This is a genomic window from Legionella sp. (genome assembly GCF_047605385.1).
In the GTDB taxonomy this organism is placed as follows: Bacteria; Pseudomonadota; Gammaproteobacteria; order Legionellales; family Legionellaceae; genus Legionella.
In genome coordinates this window covers 1-20509 of the sequence record NZ_JASGFU010000047.1, presented here as the reverse complement: position 1 = coordinate 20509, position 20509 = coordinate 1, and the positions used below count along the sequence as shown (strand labels likewise).

Genomic DNA, 20509 nt, shown 5'->3' with positions numbered 1-20509 from the left:
TTCGCGACACTATTTAATCCCCCTCACCCTTGCTCCCTCTCCCCCACGCTGCGCGTGGTGGAGAAGGGAAGCCCGGTGAGCTCAATTAAATACCTGGGGAGTTACAGCTTATAAGTTAATTGGTTATATTTTATACTAATAAGCTCATCTTCCGGTCTCTTTTGGATGCATGGTTCTTGTGATATTAAGAGTATAATTGCGGATACCCTGGATCAAAATTAGGAGTAGGGTCAGAATTAAGATCGGGATAAAGATTTGATGATGGCACTGTAGGTTGTTCTATATTTGGTTTTGCTCTTGTGGGAACTCCTGGCGGCATCATGGTGTTCATCATAGTGTTTGAATCGCCTTTAGATTTAAGCTGATATTCATGGGCTTTGAGAGGTTGCGTGGGCTCTTTAATTTGTTTTGGGACACAGCAGCAATATTTCAATAAATCATAACATAATCCTGCTAAATCGATGGAAATTCCTAATAAATGCAACCCTGCAAATGTTGATATGGCGACTCCTGCTGTTTGTTGCACAAGACCTGTGCCGAAAACACTAGCAATTGAATAGCCGAATAAGGAAAAGTTAGTGGCTGCAGCCAAGGCTCCTGGCCATAAGAGGACGCCAACTGCTACAAAGCATGATACCGTCATGGCTATTCTTATAAATCTTAGATAATCTAATAAAAAACGCATAATATTTCACTCCATAGAAGTACTATTCAAGGGATTGTAGCAAATGTTTTGTTTCACTTAAATTCAATCTGAATAAATCATCTTATTTACATGTTACTAGGATTCGTCAACGAGCTCTTCACTAGTAAGCAGTTCCAATTCTTCCAGCTCAATTTCCACCGATTCAATTTTTTGGAAGCGAGAGGTGATTTTTTTGGCAGAAGTATTGACGTCATTAACGTCTTGATGTGCCAAATTAATGTGTTTCGATAATTTATCCATACGTTTTTCAAAGCGGTGGAAGTCTTCTGCTAAAGCATGCAAATGTTTTTGGATAATATGTATTTGCTTGCGTGTTGCATCATCTTTAAGTACCGCTCTGGCTGTAGTTAACACAGCCATTAAGGTACTTGGTGAAACTAGCCATACCTTTAATCGCTGCGATAAAGCAATTAAATCAGGATAATTAGCATGAATTTCTGCAAAAATAGATTCAGCAGGAATAAACATCATGGCACCATCTGTTGTTTCATTGGCAATAATGTATTTTTCTGCAATGTCTTTAATATGCTTTTGAATATCTTGACGAAATTGTTGCTGCAATGATTTTTTCTCAACGGAATTATTGTCAATGCTGATGAGTCGTTGATAAGTCTCTAAGGGGAATTTCGCATCAATAACCACATTGCCTGTAGGTTCAGGTAAAAACAAAATGCAATCAGCGCGTTTTTGATTGCTTAATGTATATTGCATTTGATAATGCGTCGCGGGAATCATATTGCCAATTAAAGTAGAAAGTTGTACCTCACCGAATGCTCCGCGAGCTTTTTTATCAACCAAGACATCTTGTAAGCTCACCACGTGACTGGACAGTTCAGTAATTTTCTTTTGTGCCTCATCGATAATGGTTAACCGTTTCACTACGTCAATGAACGTTAATGAGGTTTTTTCAAAACCTTCAGTTAATTTATGATTTACCTGCTGAGTAAGGTTATGCAGATGAGTACGTACTTCCTCAGTAAGTAATTGTAATTGTGAGGTTAAGGCGTTGGCATGTTGTTTGAAACTATGGCTGATTTGTTCTCGTACATCGGTCATTTGTTTGTGTACGGTATCATGAATTAATTGCTGAGTAAGTAATTGCCCTTGGCTAATTTTATCGTTGATATCAAGATGGACTTGATGTAATTGTCCAATAAATGTTTCACGTTGTACTTCGTGAAGTTGTTGATTTAGTTTTTTTTGTTTGCCTTGTCTAACCAAGAGCCAAATAACTATTAAAAACTGGAAGGCAATAGCATAAGCAATACCCTCAAGAAGGCTAATCGATGATAAAAATTGCATTCATGAATCCATGGGTTGGCTGAGTTTAATTGGTTGATTAAATAACTAAAAAGCATATCGTCGGCTAAATGTTGAGAATTGTCAAAGCTAAATTTTATAGTTTGTTAAATAAAATACTCTGTAGAGCATAATGACTGCTCCATCTTGGATTGACATGTACCTATAGCATAATTTTTAATGATAAACTTATCTCTTAAATGTAATTTATCTCATAAAAACTGCTTTAGTGACAGATTTGAAGGGATGTTATTGTAATGGATGGTTTATGACTATTGATGAAATTAGAGGACAAATTAACGAGCTGAAAAAAAAGATACGTCAATATGATTATCATTATTATGCTCTTGATGAGCCTCTTGTCCCCGATGCAGAATACGATCGCTGCTTTCGTTCTTTGCAAGATTTAGAGATTAAATATCCTGAATTATTAACTCCAGACTCACCAACGCAACGTGTTGGCGGCACGCCTATAAACGCATTTATGCCAGTTACTCATAAGCAACCAATGCTGTCACTTTCTAACGTTTTTACTGAAGAAGAGTTACACGCTTTTATTAAGCGTGTGACTGAGAAATTGGATGAACCTAATCAACAACTTGTGTTTGCTTGCGAGCTTAAATTAGATGGTTTAGCAGTAAACTTAACCTATGAAAACGGAGTGTTAGTTTCTGCAGCTACTCGTGGCGATGGCACAACAGGAGAAAATATTACTGCGAATATTAAAACCATTACTTCTGTACCTCTGATTTTAAGAACGGAGAAACCACCACGCTTAATCGAAGTACGTGGCGAAGTGTATATGCCAAAAGCTGGTTTTATTGAATACAATAAAAAAGCGCAAATGCAGAGTGAAAAAATTTTTGCTAACCCACGTAATGCTGCTGCCGGGAGTTTACGTCAATTAAATCCTGCTGTTACCGCGAGTAGGCCTTTGGCGATTTATTATTATGGCATTGGTGCTTGCGAAGGCTATCAATTACCCGACAGTCATTTAGCACAATTACAATTATTAAGAGATTTTGGCTTTCGCGTGTCCACAGAAACTAAAAAAGAAGTGGGAATGAAAGGATGTTTGGCTTATTACCATGACATATTGTTACGACGTGATGAGCTTCCTTTTGAAATTGATGGAGTTGTATACAAAATTAACAGCATTCCCTTGCAACAACAATTAGGATTTATTTCCCGTGCACCACGTTTTGCTTGTGCGCATAAATTCCCTGCTTCAGAGGAAATGACCGTGTTATTGGCAGTAGACTTTCAGGTAGGACGCACAGGAGCCTTAACTCCAGTGGCTCGTTTGGAGCCTGTGACTGTTGCTGGAGTTCGAGTCAGTAAGGCGACCTTACACAATATGGATGAAATTGCTCGTAAGGACATCCGTATTGGGGACACTGTGATAATTCGTCGCGCAGGAGATGTGATTCCTGAAGTTGTGTCTGTAGTTTTGGAAAAACGTCCCGCGAATACGCAAATGATTCATATGCCAAGGCATTGTCCTGTCTGTGGTTCTGATGTTGTACGTGAGGAAGGTGAGGCGGTTGCGCGCTGTGTAGGAGGCTTATTTTGTAAGGCACAATTGAAACGCATGATGTGGCATTTTGCATCACGTAAAGCCATGCATATTGACGGGCTGGGTTCAGTGTTAATTGAGCAATTAGTTGATGAGGGGTTTGTTCACCATTTACCTGACCTTTATGAAGTCGAGGCTGCTACTTTGGCAAGCCTTCCTCGTATGGGTGAAAAATCAGCACACAATTTATTACATGCTTTGGAAGCAAGTAAAAAAACAACTTTTCAGCGTTTTCTCTATGCGTTAGGGATTCGAGAAATTGGTGAGTCAAGTGCCCGGGTGCTTGCAGAATATTATGGTGACATCTCCTCTATTTTAAAGGCAAGCGAAGAAGAATTAATAGGCCTTAATGATATTGGGCCAGTAGGGGCATCTTATGTGGTGCACTTCTTTGCCCAGGAACATAATTTGCAAGTAATTAACCGCTTATTGGCTTTAGGTATTCATTGGCCCAAACTGGAAAAGAAATTAGTGAATAAAGATAATTCCTTTTTTGGTAAAACTGTGGTCTTAACAGGCACTTTAAGCAGCATGGGACGCGAAGAAGCTAAGGCTAAATTATTAGCATTGGGAGCGAAAGTTAGTGGTAGCGTATCCGCTAAGACAAATTATGTAATTGCAGGTGTTGAAGCGGGCTCCAAACTGGATAAGGCGAATGAGCTAGGAGTTATGGTTTTGGATGAACAGCAATTTCTTGAGCTATTGAGTTAATGGTATAGGCTCTTCATCAAATAGGGTGAGGATTTTCTCTAGGGAGAAGAACATGTGCAGGATGCTATTGATTGTTTTTCTTATAAACAGTCTTGGTTTATCTTATGCAAGCAATTTGGTTTTAAATAATCCTTATTCTCAAAGTGATTCTAAAAAAAATATTTTTTATTCATCATTCACGGAGCAACCTAAGACTTTAGATCCGGCCTTGTCTTATTCTTTGAATGAATATTTGTTCATCTCACAAATTTATGAACCTTTATTAGAGTATGATTATTTCTTGCGTCCTTATCAATTAAAACCATTAACGGCAACGAAATTGCCGCAAGTCAAATATCTGGATGCACAGGGAAATCCTGTTGCAGAACAAGCAGAATCTGAACCTGTATATACGGTGTATACTCTTCAAATCAAAAAAGGGATTTTTTATCAACCACATCCTGCTTTGGCTAAAAATCAGGCTGGCCAATATTTATATCATCATTTATCTGAAGATTACTTAGATGAGCATGACATCAATCAATTATCTGATTTTAAATTTACTGGAACGCGCGAACTAGTTATTGACGATTATATTTATCAAATAAAACGTTTAGCTAATCCTAGGATTAACTCATCGATTTATGGTCTTTTAAGTGGTTATATTGTGGGGTTTAAGGAGTTTGGCAAGACGCTTCCTTCAGGAGTGTACTATGTAGACTTGCGCAATTATCCATTGCAAGGGGTAAAAAAAATCGATGATTATACCTTTGAAATTATTTTGAAGGGCCATTATACGCAATTTGTATTTTGGCTTGCGATGCCATTTTTTTCTCCAGTTCCTTGGGAAGCTGATTTATTCTATTCACAACCGGGAATGAGTGATAAAAATCTCACGTTGAGTTGGTATCCAATTGGTACAGGTCCTTTCATGTTGACTAAAAATAATCCTAATCGTCACATGATACTGAAAAAAAATCCCAGCTTTCATGAGCAATATTTTCCAAGAGATGGTTCTCCTGACGATAAGCAAAATGGATATTTAACCAATGCCGGTAAACGCTTGCCACTTATTGATAAAGCAGTGTTTACTTTGGAAAAAGAATCCATCCCTCGGTGGAATAAATTTTTGCAAGGTTATTATGATAGTTCAACGATTGGCAATGACAGTTTTGACCAGGCTATTCATATAAATCGTCGGGGAGAGGCTATTGTCAGCGCCGAAATGAAAAAGAAAAAAATCTATTTAACACGGACTATGGAACCCAGCGTTTATTACATGGGATTTAATATGCTTGATAATGTGGTGGGAGGCATCTCAGAACGTGCACGTAAATTAAGGCGAGCTGTTTCAATTGCCGTTAATTATGAGGAATATATTGCTATTTTTTATAATGGTCGTGGATTAGTAGCACAAAGTCCATTGCCTCCAGGTATTTTTGGTTACAAAGAAGGGGCCTCTGGGATTAACCCCTATGTGTATGAATGGAAAGATAATAATGCTGTTCGTCGTCCTATTACAGAGGCACAAAAATTAATGACTGAAGCAGGATATCCAGGGGGAGTGGATCCGGTCACGGGAAAAGCCTTAATTCTAAATTATGATGCCATTACCACGGGTGGCCCGGAAGATAAAGCTTTGTTTGATTGGATGCGTAAACAGTTTGCTAAAATAGGTATTGATTTAAATGTGAAAGCCACTTTGTACAACCGTTTTCAGGAGAAAATGCGTGCAGGAGATACGCAAATTTTTACTTGGGGGTGGATTGCAGATTATCCTGATCCTGAAAATTTTCTCTTTCAACTTTATGGGGCTAATGGCAAGGTAAAATATGGTGGTGAAAATGCCAGTAACTACCAAAATCCAGAATTCGATCGTTTATTTCATCTTATGAAAAATCGGAAAAATGATGAATTACGCCAACAAATGATCGATGCCATGCTCGCCATTGTTTGGCGCGATGCGCCTTGGGTTTGGGGTATGCATACAGAAAATTTTATTTTAGCGCATGATTGGGTGTCGCATACCAAGCCGAACACTATTTCTTTAGGAACATTAAAATATGTGTCTATAGATGTTGCTGCGCGAAACCAATTACGCCTTGAGTGGAATCAACCAATCTTTTGGCCTTTAGGTTTATTATTGTTACTGATCGCAGCCTTGGTTTTGCCTTTGATGATCGCTTACTGGCATAAGGAAAAACAAGCTGCCCCAAGGAGCTTAATACCATGATTAAGTATTTAATCCGTCGGTGTCTATATGCTATCCCTATTCTTTTTGGCATTAATTTATTGACCTTCGTTTTATTTTTTATGGTGAATACTCCAGATGATATTGCGCGTATGCATCTTGGACAAAAACATGTGCAACAACAAATGATTGACGATTGGAAGGTTGTTCATGGTTATGATTTGCCTTTGTTTTTTAACGAGCAAAAAACAGGAATACAAAAAATCACTGCAACTTTATTTTTCCAAAAATCAATGAAGCTTTTTACTCTTGATTTTGGTATGTCCGATGCTGGGCGTGATATTAGCCAAGACATCACCTTTAGAATGTGGCCAAGTTTGGCAATTGCTTTGCCTGTATTATTTCTCGATGTGTTAAGTAATATTGTGATAGCCATGATTATGGCATTTTTCCGCGGCACTTATTTGGATTTAACAGGAGTAGTGATCTGTATTATTCTGATGTCAATTTCCAGCCTTTTTTACATCATCGGTGGCCAATATCTATTTGGTAAGATATTACGGTTGGTACCAATTTCCGGCTACGACGGTGGTATTGAAGCATTAAAATTTATTCTTCTTCCTGTAATTGTTGCTGTTTTGGGCAGTTTAGGGGCAGGAGGGCGTTGGTATAGAACTTTATTCCTGGAAGAAATGAGCAAAGATTATGTGAAAACTGCCCGTGCCAAAGGGCTTTCTGAACAGAGAATCATGTTTAAGCATGTATTAAAAAATGCCATGTTGCCTATTTTGACGGGGATTGTAGTATTGCTCCCTTCACTATTTATGGGAAGCCTTATTCTCGAATCATTTTTTGGCGTACCTGGTTTGGGAAGTTATATTATTGACGCAATTGCCCAGCAGGATTTTGCTATTGTGCGCGCAATGGTTTTTTTGGGATCTATTTTATACATTATTGGCCTGGTCTTGACGGATTTTTCTTATATGTTGGTGGATCCACGAGTGAGGTTGTCTTAGGGAATCTCAATAATTAGGAATAAGACATGAACTTAGAACTGTTATGGACTGATAAATGTTTTCTTACGATGCTGTTTCTTGGATTCATTATTGTTTTATTGAGCTTACGCAAACAGCCGCTGCGTCATTCATTTTCACTGATTTTGCACCGACCAATTGCGGTTAGCGCAGGAATTATTCTGGTGTTTTTTATCAGTATTGGCATTTTGGATTCTATTCATTATATCTCGGCAAATCATGCATCAGAGAACGCTATATCTTTATTAGATAATCTCTTAGACCCTATCGGCAATGTGACGGAAAAAACCTATTCAGCACCTTTGGCTTTACGGCAATTTGTTAGTGACACGGTTTTAGTGAAGGGCATGGTAAGGCAAATTTATCCACGCTTGGTTTATCCAGCGCAAAAGGTAAGAAATAAAGCACAACGGCAGGAAGTAATTCATGCGGCGTTTTGGAAGGCTTTGAAAATCAGTTTCTGGATGCTTTTATTCTTATGGTTCGTCTTGAGTTTTTTTCGTTACTTTACCAAAGAACAAGCCATTTTTGCATTAAGTCTGACTAATCTCAGTGTGTTAATTACTGTGGGTTTACTCACTTATTTTACAGTTTTTAGTTACGAGCTTTCGCGTGTCTTTCACGTACTTGGAACAGGGCAAATTGGCCAGGATATTTTTTATTTTGCGATCAAAAGTATTCGCACTGGTTTAATTATAGGATTGTTCACCACCTTATTTATGCTGCCTTTAGCCTTATTTTTTGGTATTGCGGCGGGTTATTTTGGTGGGGTGGTTGATGATGTGATCCAATATGTTTATACCACTTTAAGCTCTATACCAGGCGTACTTTTGATTACCGCTTCAGTTTTGTCATTACAAACTTATATAAGCAATCATCCACAACAATTCCCTACTCTAACACAAAGTGCGGATGCACGGTTATTAGCCTTATGTATGATTTTAGGGGTAACCAGCTGGACGAGTTTATGCCGCCTGTTGCGTGCTGAAACTTTGAAATTACGTGAAGTGGATTATGTTTTGGCAGCACGTGCTTTGGGTTCTGGCTGGTTTAGAATTTTGCGTAAACACTTTCTACCTAATGTGATGCATATTGTGGTGATTACTTTAGTTCTGGATTTTAGCTTTTTAGTCATGGCAGAAGCTTTATTATCGTATGTAGGAGTTGGTGTGTCACCGATGACGATTAGTTGGGGAAATATGATTAACAGTGCCCGTTTGGAGTTAGCACGTGATCCTGTAATATGGTGGCCGATTCTGGCGGCATTTGTGTTTATGTTTTTATTGGTATTAGCCATTAATTTGTTTGCTGATGCAGTACGAGATGCCTTTGATCCACGTCATTAAAATGGAACTTCAAGGTTGATGGTGAATATTTAAATAGGTAACAAAGTAGATCAACTTGGAGATCTAGGGTAAAGTTCACCTATTGTGCTTAATGAGTTTTTCTTCTATGCAACAACGATTTGTTCATTTAAGAGTTCATACTGAATTTTCTTTAGTTGATGGTTTAGTTCGTGTAAAACCTCTGATGAAGGCATTGCGCTCGCGTGGTATGTGTGCTGTTGCCGTTACTGACTATTGCAATTTATTTGCTGCGGTAAAAATTTTTGAATCAGCCATAGATGTTGGAGTTAAGCCTATTATTGGCAGTGATTTACTTTGCCACGATCCACAACAGCCAGAGCGTGTGTCTTCTTTAGTGTTATTGTGTATGAATGCCAAAGGGTATAACAATCTAACCCGCCTGGTATCAAAAGCTTATCAAGAGGGTCAATATCAGGGCCAGCCTCGAGTGCATTATCAATGGATTGAAGAACATGCTGAAGGCTTAATCGTGTTATCTGGTGGCAAATTTGGTGATATAGGCCAAGCACTTGTAGCTAATGATATGGCATTAGCCAAAAAATGCGCTGCACATTGGCAAAATTTATTTCCTAATCGTTTTTATTTAGAGATTCAACGCACCGATCGCCCAGATGAAATCCAATATAATAAGCAATTGATTGTTTTGGCAGAGGAGTTGCAATTACCTTTAGTGGCAACCAATGATGTGCGTTTTCTTGATAAAGAGGATTTTGAAGCACATGAAGCACGTGTCTGTATTCATGAGGGTTATACGCTGGCTGATCCACGCCGCAAGCAACAATACAGTAGCCAACAGTATTTACGCTCTGCTGATGAAATGGAACAATTATTTGCTGATTTGCCCTCGGCCATTGAAAATACAGTGGAAATTAGCAAGCGATGTACAGTAAAACTCAATTTAGGTAACAATTACTTGCCTAATTTCCCTATTCCTGAAGATTCAACAGTTGAGAACTATTTATCCTATTTATCTGAAGTCGGTCTTGAAGAGCGTTTGCAGCAGTTATTTAAAGAGAAAACATCAGAAGAATTACTCAGCCTCCGTGTGGCCTATGACTCACGTTTAAAAGTAGAGTTGGAGGTAATTAATAACATGGGCTTTGCCGGTTATTTCTTAATCGTTGCTGACTTTATTCAATGGGCGAAACAAAATGGTGTTCCTGTAGGACCTGGTCGTGGTTCTGGAGCTGGTTCTTTGGTAGCTTATGCTTTAAAGATTACTGATTTGGATCCTTTAGAATATGAATTACTTTTTGAGCGTTTTTTAAACCCTGAACGCGTGTCCATGCCTGACTTTGATATCGATTTTTGTATGGAGGGTCGCGATCGAGTCATTGATTATGTCGCTGAAAAATATGGGCGCCAGAGTGTGTCCCAGATTATTACCTTTGGTACCATGGCGGCAAAAGCAGTGGTGCGCGATGTAGGACGGGTGTTAGGACATCCTTATGGTTTTGTCGATAAATTAGCAAAGTTGATTCCCTTTGAAATAGGAATTACCTTAAGCAAAGCAATGGAGCAAGAGCCTGAGCTTGCGCGCCGCTATAATGAGGAAGAAGAAGTTAAAGAACTCATTGATTTGGCATTAAAACTTGAAGGAATAACCCGTAATGCAGGAAAACATGCGGGAGGAGTGGTTATTGCTCCTTCCTTATTGACCGATTTTACTGCCATCTATTGTGAGGAAGGTTCCACACAAATTGTGAGTCAGTTTGATAAAGATGACGTTGAAGCTGTGGGTTTGGTGAAGTTTGACTTTTTAGGTTTGAGAACGCTGACGATTATTGACTGGGCTTTAGCAACTGTTAACCAACAGAAAAAAGAAGCGGGATTACCTTTAGTTGATATAAGTCAAATTCCTACTGATGATGAAGCAACTTTTGAGTTATTAAAAGCCTGTAAAACTACAGCGGTTTTTCAGCTGGAGTCCCGCGGAATGAAAGAGCTTATTAGTCGCTTACAGCCAGATTGTTTTGAAGACATCATTGCGTTAGTGGCTTTATTTAGACCAGGGCCTTTGCAATCAGGTATGGTGGATGACTTTATTGATCGTAAACATGGGCGTGCTGCGGTGGATTACCCGCATCCTGATTTAGAGCCTATTTTAAAACCCACTTATGGGGTTATCTTATACCAAGAGCAAGTAATGCAGATTGCGCAGGTACTCGCAAATTACACCTTAGGCGGTGCAGACTTATTACGTCGTGCAATGGGTAAGAAAAAACCTGAAGAAATGGCCAAGCAGCGAGAAATTTTTACCGAGGGAGCAACAGCACGTGGAGTTGATAAAGATGTTGCTACTTATATTTTCGACTTGATGGAAAAATTTGCAGGGTATGGATTTAACAAATCACATTCTGCTGCTTATGCTTTGGTTGCTTATCAAACAGCATGGTTAAAAGCACATTATCCTGCTGCTTTTATGGCCGCGGTAATGTCTTCGGATATGGATAATACCGATAAGGTAGTTACCTTTATTGATGAATGTGCCCACATGAAATTAACGGTGATGCCGCCGTCAATTAATCATTCAATGTATCCTTTTACTGTGAGCAATAATAATACCATTATTTATGGGTTGGGTGCACTTAAAGGAGTAGGGGAGAATGCGATTGAGTGTATTACTGATGAACGCACCGCACATGGTAGTTATTCCGATTTATATGGCTTTTGCCAAAGGTTAGATTTGCGAAAAGTCAATCGTCGTGTGTTAGAGGCTTTGATTAAAAGTGGAGCCTTTGATGATTGGAAGGTTGAGCGCGCTGTGTTGATTGCTTCACTGGAAAAAGCATTAAAAGTCGCAGAAAAAGAGCATCAAAATCAATCCAGTGGCCAATTTGATTTATTCTCCTTATTAGAAGATGATGCCAGTACTCAAGAATATGTAGCAAGTAAACCTTGGTCTGAAGCACAACGATTAGAAGGTGAGCGTGAAGTTTTAGGATTTTATTTAACAGGTCATCCTGCAGATCAATATCGACGCGAGTTTAGTGATTTTATTGTACCTATTAGCCAATTGAATCCTTCAATACATAAAAAAGTAGTGATTTGCGCACAAGTTTCAGGTATTCGTAAAATTTTAACCAAACGAGGCAAGAAATTAGTGATTATTGGTATGGATGATTCGACTTCACGTATGGATGTTGTGGTGTTTGGTGAAGTTTTTGATGCGTTTACCGCACCCTTGGCTAATGCAGATATGTTAGTAGTCGAAGGTGAAGTAGCGCATGATGATTTTAGTGGTGGGGTGAAATTAACTGCAACTCAGCTTTTTGATGTGGCTTCTGCACGCACTCGTTTTGCTCGTTGTTTGGAGTTACGTTTAAAGCCAGAGAATCAAGGAATTTTAGTCTCGTTGCAAGCTTTATTCAAAAGTCATTCCGGGCGTTGTGCAGTGCAATTTGCCTATACAAATGAATATGCCAAAGCACAATTAAGCTTGGCGGCCCAATGGTTTGTCACACCAAGTGATGAGCTATTGACGATGTTAACCAATTTATTAGGAGATGAGCGGGTAGTCATGAAATACTGATAAATTGACCATTATGTATTTATTTTGTCTTATTATATTGCTATAATAGGTCTACTTTTTAAAATGAAGGTGGTGATTATGTCCGCTATATTAGCTCCCTTATTAACACACAAATACTCTTTTTTTGGTTCGACTAAAATAAACCTTAATTTATTATTTACACCAATACAACGTAGATATTATAAAGATAATTGTGACTTTTTAGAGTTTATTTCCCGTCCCTTTATAGATATTGTCAATATGCCTATTTTTGCCTATGACACAGCAGTATCTTTAGTAAACGGTTTAGTTTCTTCACTTAATGGGCTTCATTTATGGGCTTACAAGAATGATCCAGACTATGATGGATATTCTAATGCAGATCCAGAGAGAGAGTTTGATGATGCAGCCAAACATTTTACAACAGCTGTTTCAGCTGTAGTGGCTCTATTTCTTAATCCGATAATAAGCATTTTGTCCTTGATTACTCGGCCTGTTACAAGTGCAATTACTGCTGTTGGTGATTTATGTGGTTATAAATCAGCTGGGCTTTATGATTATTATGCATAGTAAGGAATAATCGAAACCTAAACTTCATTATGTTGGGCAGGGCCCAACATCTTCTCTGTTATCACCTAACCAACTAACAACTTATCTAATTTGGCAGCACAAATAAAATCGTTGTGTGTTAAACCATTCAATGCATGAGTCATGAAGGTAACATGGCAATAATTATAACCTACCTCCAAATCAGGATGATGGTTTTCAATATTAGCAATCCAGGCTAGAGCATTTACAAAAGCCATGGTTTCATAAAAGTTCTTAAAAGATAATTCACGTTTGATCATGCGATTATCCGCACTGATTTTCCATTGCTTATTTACTTGCGGCATGAGGTTTTTCACCTGCTCTGCATTTAAAGCAGCGCCAATTCCTTCACATGATTCACAATGTTTACTGCTTAAATCACTAGTCATTTTTAGTTCCTTTATTCTTATTTTAAATGGAGAGTTCGAGATTCATAATAACTGGCCAAAGCAGTTAAAAATCGTTGATTCTGTTCTTTAGTGCCAATGGTGACTCGAATGTAATTATTCATTTTATAAGGGTGTAATGGCCTGACTATAATACCTTGGTCTAAAAGATAATTATAGAGAGCTAAACTGTCTTGCTTACAATCACACGTCAGAAAGTTACATGCTGAAGGGAGATATTCGATACCTAATTGCTCTAATCCTGCTTTCATTTGTTGCATCCCTTTAGTATTTGTTTGCAGACTTAAATGAATAAAATCTTCATCATCTAAAGCAGCATGGGCAGCAACCAGTGCGACTTGATTAACCGTGAAGGGTAATTGGATGCGTTGTAAAATATCAATAATTGTCGGATGTGCCAAAGCATAACCTAAGCGCAAACCAGCCAGACCATAGATTTTAGAAAAGGTACGTGTGATTAACAAATTACGATGTTCTGCCAGCCAATTAATGCTGGGGATATGATATTGCGAAGCCGCAAATTCATAATATGCTTCATCAATCACTAATAAAGTGCTTTCAGGAATATGTTCTAATAAACGTTTTATTTCTTTGGGATGGGTAAAGCAACCAGTAGGATTATTCGGGTTTGCCAGGAAAATAATTGCTGTTTGTGCATTACAGGCTGCAAGTAAATGATCCACGTTTAAAGTCCAGTCTTTATTAATTGCGGCAAATTGCACTGGAATATTTAAGGTATTTGCTTGAATTGCATAGGTACTAAAAGCGTATTCATGAGTCAGTATATGCTTTTTTTGATGCAGGGCAAAAGAATTAAGCAGTAGTGTATAAATATAATCTGAACCATTGCTAACAAAAATCTGCCTCACATCCAATTGATGCTTTTGTGCAAGTTTAGGAATTAAGGGATGGTTGGCAGGCGAAGGGTAGGTGGCAATGACAGTTGGTGAGAGAGTATGTATTGCTGATAGCGCTTTAGGACTACATCCCAATGAATTTTCATTGCTTGCCAATTTGATAATATTTGTAATTCCTTTTTCTTTGGCCAATTCTTCAATGGACTTTCCTGGCTTGTAAGGAACCAGCAAACGGATTCCTGGATGAGGAAATTCTTGAAAGTTAACTGCCATAATAAAGTCCTTATTTTGATTCAATGATTCTTTGTGTATACATTTCTACGCTAAAGAAATTTGCTGTCAAGTGTGAGAAAGTTATAAGTTACCCTGAGTTATCTATATAGTCCCTTGCTTTTTTAAAACGATAACGTTACCCTTCCTGTGCGAATCAACCTCAGGAAAATGGAATATGAAACAGCAAAAGGGATTTTCCCTTATTGAAGTACTTGTTTCTTTATTGCTGGTTACTGCAATTGCTTTATCGTTAATACAGCAGCAGTGGCATAGTAAACAAGTGCTTACCCAATTAACCCTACGCACACAGAGCTTGCAATTGATAGCGAAACTTGATGAGGCTAAGGCTGGTCATGAATAAGCAGGTGGGGGTGAGCCTTTCTGAAGTACTAATCAGTCTTTTTTTGTCCACCTTAATTATTACCTTGCTCATGCAATTTTATTTAAGTTCAAAGCGTCAATACGTCGAAGTGCAAAAGATTTTGACTACTAATTTTGATTTGCATTGGGTTAGTGAATTGTTTAGTGACAGTATTCGTCGCGCCGGATTTACTCCTTGTTTCGGTATTGATGAATTGCAAGTACTTGATCGTAGAACGCAGGGTGGATTAATTCAGGGACTTAAAATTAGCACACAACCACAGCAATCAGTACAAGTTCAGCGTATGAGTGAGCATTTTGCAAAAGTGAAGGCTCTTACGAGCCGTAGTGAGCTTCTGCTGGCTGATTCCATAACTTTCTCTAAACATCGTCCACTATTAATTGCAGATTGCATGCATGCAGAGGTACAGCAAATTGCCAATAGCGAGCATTCACTTATTCGGTTAGATAAACCTTTGTTATTTGATTATTCGCTACCCATCTATGTCGGTGAATTTATTGATGAGCGTTGGTTTATTAAAAATAATCGCTTGTATTATCATTTAGTACAGACTGAAGAGGTAACCTCCCTGGTTCATTCATTGGCGGTCGAAAATAATCATCCTAAGGGGAAGCCCTTGCTTAAGATCATTATGGGTTTAACCAAAAACAAATCTTATGAATTCTGGGTTGCGGTACGTGGGCTATGAAAGAGTCTGGCTTTATCTTTTTAATTACTCTGATTGTCATTGCAGTCATTAGTATTTTGGTTTTAAGCTCCATGCAGCAGATTTTAGTGTATTACAAAGCAGAAAATAAAGCAGAAGAATTACATCGCAATTTTTATCAATTAGAAGATGTCGCGATACAATTAGTAAAAAGTTTTCAATCAAACCTAACCTGCATGGCGCATCAAGATTCAGCAAATCTTGCCATTGAATATTTATTGCAGCACCAAGGATGCATATTCACGACGGGGACGAATGAATACCACTATTTTATTGAGGATCTTGGCAATTTTCCTTGTTTTATTGCTTACAAGCATGGACGTAAATACAGTACTTATCATCGTCGTATTTCAGTAATTCATATTAAATCAGGTGAGCCTCAATCCCTATTACAGTTGCGATTTATTGCTGCGGGTGCTGTTTTAAAATGTCAGGCTCAAGAACATGTCATTCATTTTGGGATAAGTAGTTGGCGTTATTTGGCTGCTATAGCCAAAAAACCAAAAGAATTTTGAGTAATTATGGTTTTTTCATGCTGCATTGAAGAGATTACCTAACAAAAATAGATAAAAAAATCACTTTAAGCATTAAACTGAAAAAACTAATATTAAAGTTAATGAAATCAAGAGATTACCATGATATATTTTTAGTTCAGTAAATAGAGTAGTCCAGTAGTGTGGCTTAAAATAAGTTATTTTTGTTGCAAAATAATCCATAACGTGTAAAAATTGCACCATATGAAAGCGAAAATTAAATATATCTCATTATCTTTAGCCATTAGTGCACTAGGTGTATTTTCCTGGTGGTTTTGGCCATCTAAGCAACCTGTTGAGCCTAAAAAGCCAACAGCGATGTTTCGTCCAGTAACTTTTAGCCAACTTCCAGGATGGCAGTCTGTTAATCTTACAAAATCATTTGCAGCCTTTCAGATCTCCTGTCGGGCTTTTATGAATCAAAATCCCGAGCAAATGGTGGGAACAAATGACATTAATCTACAGGTAAAAGATTGGCAACCTGCATGCAGTGTGGCGCTGACGATGAATTCAGTGACGGAGAATACGGCTAAAGCATTTTTTCAGGAATGGTTTCATCCAGTAGAGTTTTTTGATAAGAATACTGGTCCTGGTCTTTTCACCGGCTATTATGTGCCATCCATAAAGGGAAGTTATAAAAAGACTAAAGAATTTAGTGTTCCTTTATATGAAACTCCAAACGATTTGATTGTTTCTGATTTAGGCATGTTCTTTAATGACTTGAAAAATCGCAGCATTGTTGGCCATTTAGTAAAACATAAACTGGTTCCTTATTATTCTCGTGCACAAATTAATCATGGTGCTCTTAAAGGTAAGGCGCGAGTTTTAGTATGGATTAACAATCCTGTGGATCGCCTGTTTTTAGAAATTCAAGGGTCAGGAATGATTGAACTTGAAAATAAAAAGAACCTCTATATAGGTTATGATTCGCAAAATGGTTTACCGTATACTGCTATTGCAGGAGTCTTAATCAAGCAGGGCGTAATGACCAAAGACAATGCCTCCATGCAAGCAATCAAGCGCTATTTGACCGGACATCCAGAGCAAATGGATAAAGTTATTAACCAAAACCAATCATTTGTGTTTTTTCGTAAAATGGATGAAGGAGTGGCTTTGGGATCTCAAGGTGTGTCTTTAACTCCAGGATATTCTTTGGCCATTGATAAGCAATGGATTCCTATGGGAATTCCATTATGGTTAAATACTTCACGTCCAGACAGTACGAATCCTGATAAGAATAAATCCATGCAGCGTTTAATGATCGCTCAGGATACTGGCGGTGCAATTCGTGGCAAGATTCGTGGTGATGTGTTTTGGGGCGGTGGTGAGCGAGCAACGATGATTGCAGGCCACATGAAAAACCCTGGGAAGTACTGGCTTTTATTACCCAAACATACGATTTCTCGTTTGGGTGCTGTGTAGAGAATTAAAGCATCTAATCACTTCTTAAAGCTAATTAGGCAACGTTCGTTAAAGAACGATGCCTATTCTCCTTCTTTAATACTAAGATACTAAATAGTATTCATCAAAAGCTGAATTTTAAATTTAAGCATAATTAAATCGCGGTTCGAAAGCATCCAGAAGAATAGCGGTAGGATAGGTTATAAACATGGACGCCAATGCAAGGCTCGCAGCAACGAAAGCAACTGCCCAGGTTATTGAGGTTAATGCAGGTAAAATCGGCACCACTGTACTTAAAACTACGCATGCAACGGCACCTGCAAAAAGGTCCTCGGCTGTACAATTTTTAAAGTCTCGACCTCCTGTTAAAACGGTTTTATATGGAGCGATTGCAACTTTACCACAACCCCAAAAAAAACGACCATAAAATTTGGTTAGTTCATTTGTATGATCTGTTTTAGCCATAAATATTCCCCTGTTTATCAATATACTTTGCGTGGCCATTATAAGGATAAAAGATTAAGGGAAGCTTAAATGAAAATATACACTATTTTGGCCCCAGGCGATTTCATCAAAGTTTAAAATCTAATCACTCTTCTCAAATTGAAAGAGCAGATTTAATACGTTTGAGAGCAACTCCACCAGAAATTGATTTCTCCTCATGTAACAGGTTTAAGATTATTTTTCTCATAATACTTAAATTTTTATCAGCATAACCTCTATAAATGGGGCACTGCTCTTCATTCATCCCCACATCTAATTTAGGTCTAAATTAAGAGATTATTATCAAAGAGTTAATAAAAAGAATTGATTGCCAATTGTTGGGTCACTAAAATCAAGCTTCTCTTAACTTTTGTACTACATACCAACCCCGCGTCTCAGCAACGAATTCAATTTCAGAGGGCTAAAGAAATTTGGCTACTGGCTGCAGTAAAGTTTCTTTGCACCTAAATTTCTACTATAAATCTTTTTTTGCTTTTCCAGAAGTTAAATTGACGATACCTGTGGCGCAATTTCATGTGCTGATTGCGGGCTGAGTGTTTTTTGAAAACGGATGAGTCCATATACGTTGCCTAGTAAGGCCTATCAAAACATATTGGAAGAAAGAGTGGATAACTTGCCGATTTGTAGTGGAAATTTATCTATTCGGTACGCATTATAATTAAAAAAATTACCTAATGAACATATTACTCCTCGATAAAACTTTGGGTGTTTCTCTATAATCTATTGGCTTGTTTGAAAAAGTTATTATCTGTTATGTAATTTTACATTAATAAATTAAGTATATAATAATATTAAATGGCTATTAGTAAGTGATGACTATGATAGATGTGTCTCAGCTCTCAGAAAGCGATCAAGAAGTTTTTCAACCACTTCAATGGGTTTTTATCTATCCTGAAGATAAGTTGCTGATAGATAAAATGTTAACTGAATTTGAAAAGGTGTCAAAAGAAGCGGTAGCGGAGTGGAAATCTTCATTTAAAATTATGTATTCTGAGGCTGACCGCTCAATGGCCCAAAGCTATTTTGCGCAGTATATTCGTACTCATCCACAAAGTGATTATATTGATGACCAATTGGCGCCTTTGAGCTCATCTCAAGAAAAAGTACTGAGTGAATTTAAGAAACAACAGCAGTTGTCTGCTCAACTTCAAGTCTATCAAAAAGAAATTTATTCTTTAAAGCAGGATAATAGCGCTCTTAAATCTCAATTGGAAGAACAAGAGAAGGAGAGCCAAGAAGAAATAGGTAGCCTAAGGGAGAAGATATCGGAGCTTCTATCTGAAAAGAGAGAGCACGAGTCTAAATTGGAGATAATGACAAACGCGATGACGACGTTTCAATCGCGTTTTGAATCAGATAATAAGACGTTTCAACATACAATATCTGAGTTGAAGGAAAAGCTCAGCAAGGCAAAAGAAGAAAGAGAGGGTTTAATAGATGAAGTTAAAAACGCCAAGAGCAATATAGAAAGTCTTAAGAAGAAATATAAAGATTCAAAAGAAAGGAATAAACAATGGGATATAACTCATAAAAAATATCAGAATTTATTGTATGAAAAGAATAAAGAAATAGAAGACCTTATTCAAAAGAGCGAGCAGTTAAACAAGAACTTAAAAAAAAGTAAGGAAGCGAGCGAGCAGTATGAAAATATAATCGATGACATTAAAAAAGAGCATACGATTGAGATAGCTCGATTCTCTGAACAGTTCAAGGAAAAAGCAGATGCACTAGATAAGAAAATAGGAGAATATGAGGCTCGAAAGTCTCAATTAACACAATCTAGAGATTCAGAGCATGAAGATCTAAGGCAAAAAATACTTGACGATCAAGACTACTATACCCGCTTATTAGAGGCGAAGGATGAGCAGCTTGCTTCACGCACGAATAAAGAAGACGAACTCCTCCGCCAACTAGAGAGTATGCAGCAGGAATTGGCTCTTTTAAGAGAAAAGGAATTAAAAGAAAGTATAGTCACCGACATTAAAAAAGAGCAAACCATCGCGCAGTTACAAGATGAAGTAGGCGACTTGAAAGCACAAGTCACTGTAAAAGATCAAGAAATTGCACAGTTACAAAGTGAAGTAAGTAATCAACAAAAAGCGCTTGCTCAAATTCAGGATGAAAAAGATGCTCTGGAAACACAAGTTAGTGGAAAAGAGCAAACCATTGCGCAGTTAAAGAATGAAGTAAGTAATCAACAAAAAGCGCTTGTTCAAATCCAGAGTGAAAAAGGCGACTTGGAAGCACAAGTTAGTGGAAAAGAGCAAACCATTGCGCAGTTACAAGGTGAAGTAGGCGACTTGAAAGCACAAGTCACTGTAAAAGATCAAGAAATTGCGCAGTTAAAGAATGAAGTAAGTAATCAACAAAAAGTGCTTGCCCAAATTCAGGGTGAAAAAGGCGACTTGGAAGCACAAGTCACTGTAAGCGAGCAAACCATTGCGCAGTTAAAGAATGAAGTAAGTAATCAACAAAAAGCGCTTG

16 protein-coding genes are annotated in these 20509 nt (G+C 37.9%); 11 read left to right on the top strand and 5 right to left on the bottom strand.

Annotated elements, in window-relative coordinates:
- Nucleotides 1-184: 184 nt before the first annotated feature.
- The gene (locus tag QM652_RS10605) at nucleotides 185-685 is read right to left on the bottom strand and encodes a hypothetical protein (RefSeq protein ID WP_415075571.1); all 501 of its coding nucleotides are present in this window, start codon (nucleotides 683-685) and stop codon (nucleotides 185-187) included.
- 96 nt (nucleotides 686-781) lie between these two features.
- Nucleotides 782-2008: a DNA recombination protein RmuC gene (locus tag QM652_RS10600; RefSeq protein ID WP_415075569.1), complete on the bottom strand. Its 1227-nt coding sequence runs from the start codon at nucleotides 2006-2008 to the stop codon at nucleotides 782-784.
- Nucleotides 2009-2273: 265 nt separating this feature from the next.
- Between QM652_RS10600 and ligA the strand changes: the two genes are divergently transcribed.
- The 6 genes from ligA to QM652_RS10570 all read left to right on the top strand — a co-directional run bounded on the left by ligA (nucleotide 2274) and on the right by QM652_RS10570 (nucleotide 12944).
- A complete protein-coding gene (gene ligA / locus QM652_RS10595) occupies nucleotides 2274-4292 on the top strand; it encodes an NAD-dependent DNA ligase LigA (protein WP_415075567.1) in 2019 nt (672 codons plus the stop codon).
- Nucleotides 4293-4344: 52 nt separating this feature from the next.
- The gene (locus tag QM652_RS10590; RefSeq protein ID WP_415075565.1) at nucleotides 4345-6504 is read left to right on the top strand and encodes an ABC transporter substrate-binding protein; all 2160 of its coding nucleotides are present in this window, start codon (nucleotides 4345-4347) and stop codon (nucleotides 6502-6504) included.
- The gene (locus QM652_RS10585) at nucleotides 6501-7478 is read left to right on the top strand and encodes an ABC transporter permease (RefSeq protein ID WP_415075563.1); all 978 of its coding nucleotides are present in this window, start codon (nucleotides 6501-6503) and stop codon (nucleotides 7476-7478) included. Before QM652_RS10590 ends, QM652_RS10585 begins: the two co-directional genes overlap by 4 nt.
- 26 nt (nucleotides 7479-7504) lie before the next feature.
- Complete coding sequence (locus QM652_RS10580; RefSeq protein WP_415075562.1) at nucleotides 7505-8842, top strand: ABC transporter permease; 1338 nt, start codon at nucleotides 7505-7507, stop codon at nucleotides 8840-8842.
- Nucleotides 8843-8948: 106 nt separating this feature from the next.
- A complete protein-coding gene (gene dnaE, locus QM652_RS10575) occupies nucleotides 8949-12395 on the top strand; it encodes a DNA polymerase III subunit alpha (RefSeq protein WP_415075573.1) in 3447 nt (1148 codons plus the stop codon).
- Nucleotides 12396-12473: 78 nt separating this feature from the next.
- Complete coding sequence (locus tag QM652_RS10570) at nucleotides 12474-12944, top strand: hypothetical protein (protein WP_415075561.1); 471 nt, start codon at nucleotides 12474-12476, stop codon at nucleotides 12942-12944.
- A gap of 65 nt (nucleotides 12945-13009) precedes the next feature.
- On the opposite strand, the gene QM652_RS10565 is transcribed toward QM652_RS10570, so the two are convergent.
- Together QM652_RS10565 and hisC are read right to left on the bottom strand one after the other, a co-directional pair.
- Nucleotides 13010-13351 carry a 4a-hydroxytetrahydrobiopterin dehydratase gene (locus QM652_RS10565; RefSeq protein ID WP_415075560.1) on the bottom strand — a complete coding sequence of 114 codons (342 nt, stop codon included), beginning with the start codon at nucleotides 13349-13351 and terminating at the stop codon, nucleotides 13010-13012.
- 17 nt (nucleotides 13352-13368) lie between these two features.
- On the bottom strand, nucleotides 13369-14499 hold the full coding sequence (gene hisC, locus QM652_RS10560) for a histidinol-phosphate transaminase (protein ID WP_415075559.1): 1131 nt from the start codon (nucleotides 14497-14499) through the stop codon (nucleotides 13369-13371).
- 175 nt (nucleotides 14500-14674) lie between these two features.
- Here hisC and QM652_RS10555 point away from each other — a divergent pair, with 175 nt between their 5' ends.
- From QM652_RS10555 to QM652_RS10540, 4 genes are all read left to right on the top strand, one after another.
- Nucleotides 14675-14860, top strand: a complete 186-nt coding sequence (locus QM652_RS10555) for a type IV pilus modification PilV family protein (RefSeq protein WP_415075558.1) — start codon at nucleotides 14675-14677, stop codon at nucleotides 14858-14860.
- Entirely contained in the window at nucleotides 14853-15569 is a 717-nt protein-coding gene (locus QM652_RS10550) for a PilW family protein (RefSeq protein WP_415075557.1), read from the top strand. The genes QM652_RS10555 and QM652_RS10550 overlap by 8 nt, the downstream gene beginning before the upstream one ends.
- Nucleotides 15566-16102 (top strand): type II secretion system protein, encoded by a 537-nt coding sequence (locus tag QM652_RS10545; protein ID WP_415075556.1) that lies wholly within the window; start codon nucleotides 15566-15568, stop codon nucleotides 16100-16102. Before QM652_RS10550 ends, QM652_RS10545 begins: the two co-directional genes overlap by 4 nt.
- A gap of 222 nt (nucleotides 16103-16324) precedes the next feature.
- Nucleotides 16325-17542, top strand: coding sequence for a murein transglycosylase A (locus QM652_RS10540; RefSeq protein ID WP_415075555.1), 1218 nt, complete (start codon nucleotides 16325-16327; stop codon nucleotides 17540-17542).
- 123 nt (nucleotides 17543-17665) lie between these two features.
- Here the strand turns inward: QM652_RS10540 and QM652_RS10535 are convergent, their stop codons facing one another.
- Nucleotides 17666-17986 carry a hypothetical protein gene (locus tag QM652_RS10535; protein WP_415075554.1) on the bottom strand — a complete coding sequence of 107 codons (321 nt, stop codon included), beginning with the start codon at nucleotides 17984-17986 and terminating at the stop codon, nucleotides 17666-17668.
- Nucleotides 17987-18843: 857 nt separating this feature from the next.
- Between QM652_RS10535 and QM652_RS10530 the strand changes: the two genes are divergently transcribed.
- Nucleotides 18844-20509: hypothetical protein (locus QM652_RS10530; RefSeq protein WP_415075553.1), on the top strand; the 1666-nt coding region annotated here is incomplete at its 3' end.

What these genes read in the sequence shown, in the direction of transcription:
- QM652_RS10605 (WP_415075571.1), bottom strand. Translation starts at nt 685, where the DNA reads ATGCGTTTTTTATTAGATTATCTAAGATTTATAAGAATAGCCATGACG.
- QM652_RS10600 (WP_415075569.1), bottom strand. Translation starts at nt 2,008, where the DNA reads ATGCAATTTTTATCATCGATTAGCCTTCTTGAGGGTATTGCTTATGCT.
- ligA (WP_415075567.1), top strand. Translation starts at nt 2,274, where the DNA reads ATGACTATTGATGAAATTAGAGGACAAATTAACGAGCTGAAAAAAAAG.
- QM652_RS10590 (WP_415075565.1), top strand. Translation starts at nt 4,345, where the DNA reads ATGTGCAGGATGCTATTGATTGTTTTTCTTATAAACAGTCTTGGTTTA.
- QM652_RS10585 (WP_415075563.1), top strand. Translation starts at nt 6,501, where the DNA reads ATGATTAAGTATTTAATCCGTCGGTGTCTATATGCTATCCCTATTCTT.
- QM652_RS10580 (WP_415075562.1), top strand. Translation starts at nt 7,505, where the DNA reads ATGAACTTAGAACTGTTATGGACTGATAAATGTTTTCTTACGATGCTG.
- dnaE (WP_415075573.1), top strand. Translation starts at nt 8,949, where the DNA reads ATGCAACAACGATTTGTTCATTTAAGAGTTCATACTGAATTTTCTTTA.
- QM652_RS10570 (WP_415075561.1), top strand. Translation starts at nt 12,474, where the DNA reads ATGTCCGCTATATTAGCTCCCTTATTAACACACAAATACTCTTTTTTT.
- QM652_RS10565 (WP_415075560.1), bottom strand. Translation starts at nt 13,351, where the DNA reads ATGACTAGTGATTTAAGCAGTAAACATTGTGAATCATGTGAAGGAATT.
- hisC (WP_415075559.1), bottom strand. Translation starts at nt 14,499, where the DNA reads ATGGCAGTTAACTTTCAAGAATTTCCTCATCCAGGAATCCGTTTGCTG.
- QM652_RS10555 (WP_415075558.1), top strand. Translation starts at nt 14,675, where the DNA reads ATGAAACAGCAAAAGGGATTTTCCCTTATTGAAGTACTTGTTTCTTTA.
- QM652_RS10550 (WP_415075557.1), top strand. Translation starts at nt 14,853, where the DNA reads ATGAATAAGCAGGTGGGGGTGAGCCTTTCTGAAGTACTAATCAGTCTT.
- QM652_RS10545 (WP_415075556.1), top strand. Translation starts at nt 15,566, where the DNA reads ATGAAAGAGTCTGGCTTTATCTTTTTAATTACTCTGATTGTCATTGCA.
- QM652_RS10540 (WP_415075555.1), top strand. Translation starts at nt 16,325, where the DNA reads ATGAAAGCGAAAATTAAATATATCTCATTATCTTTAGCCATTAGTGCA.
- QM652_RS10535 (WP_415075554.1), bottom strand. Translation starts at nt 17,986, where the DNA reads ATGGCTAAAACAGATCATACAAATGAACTAACCAAATTTTATGGTCGT.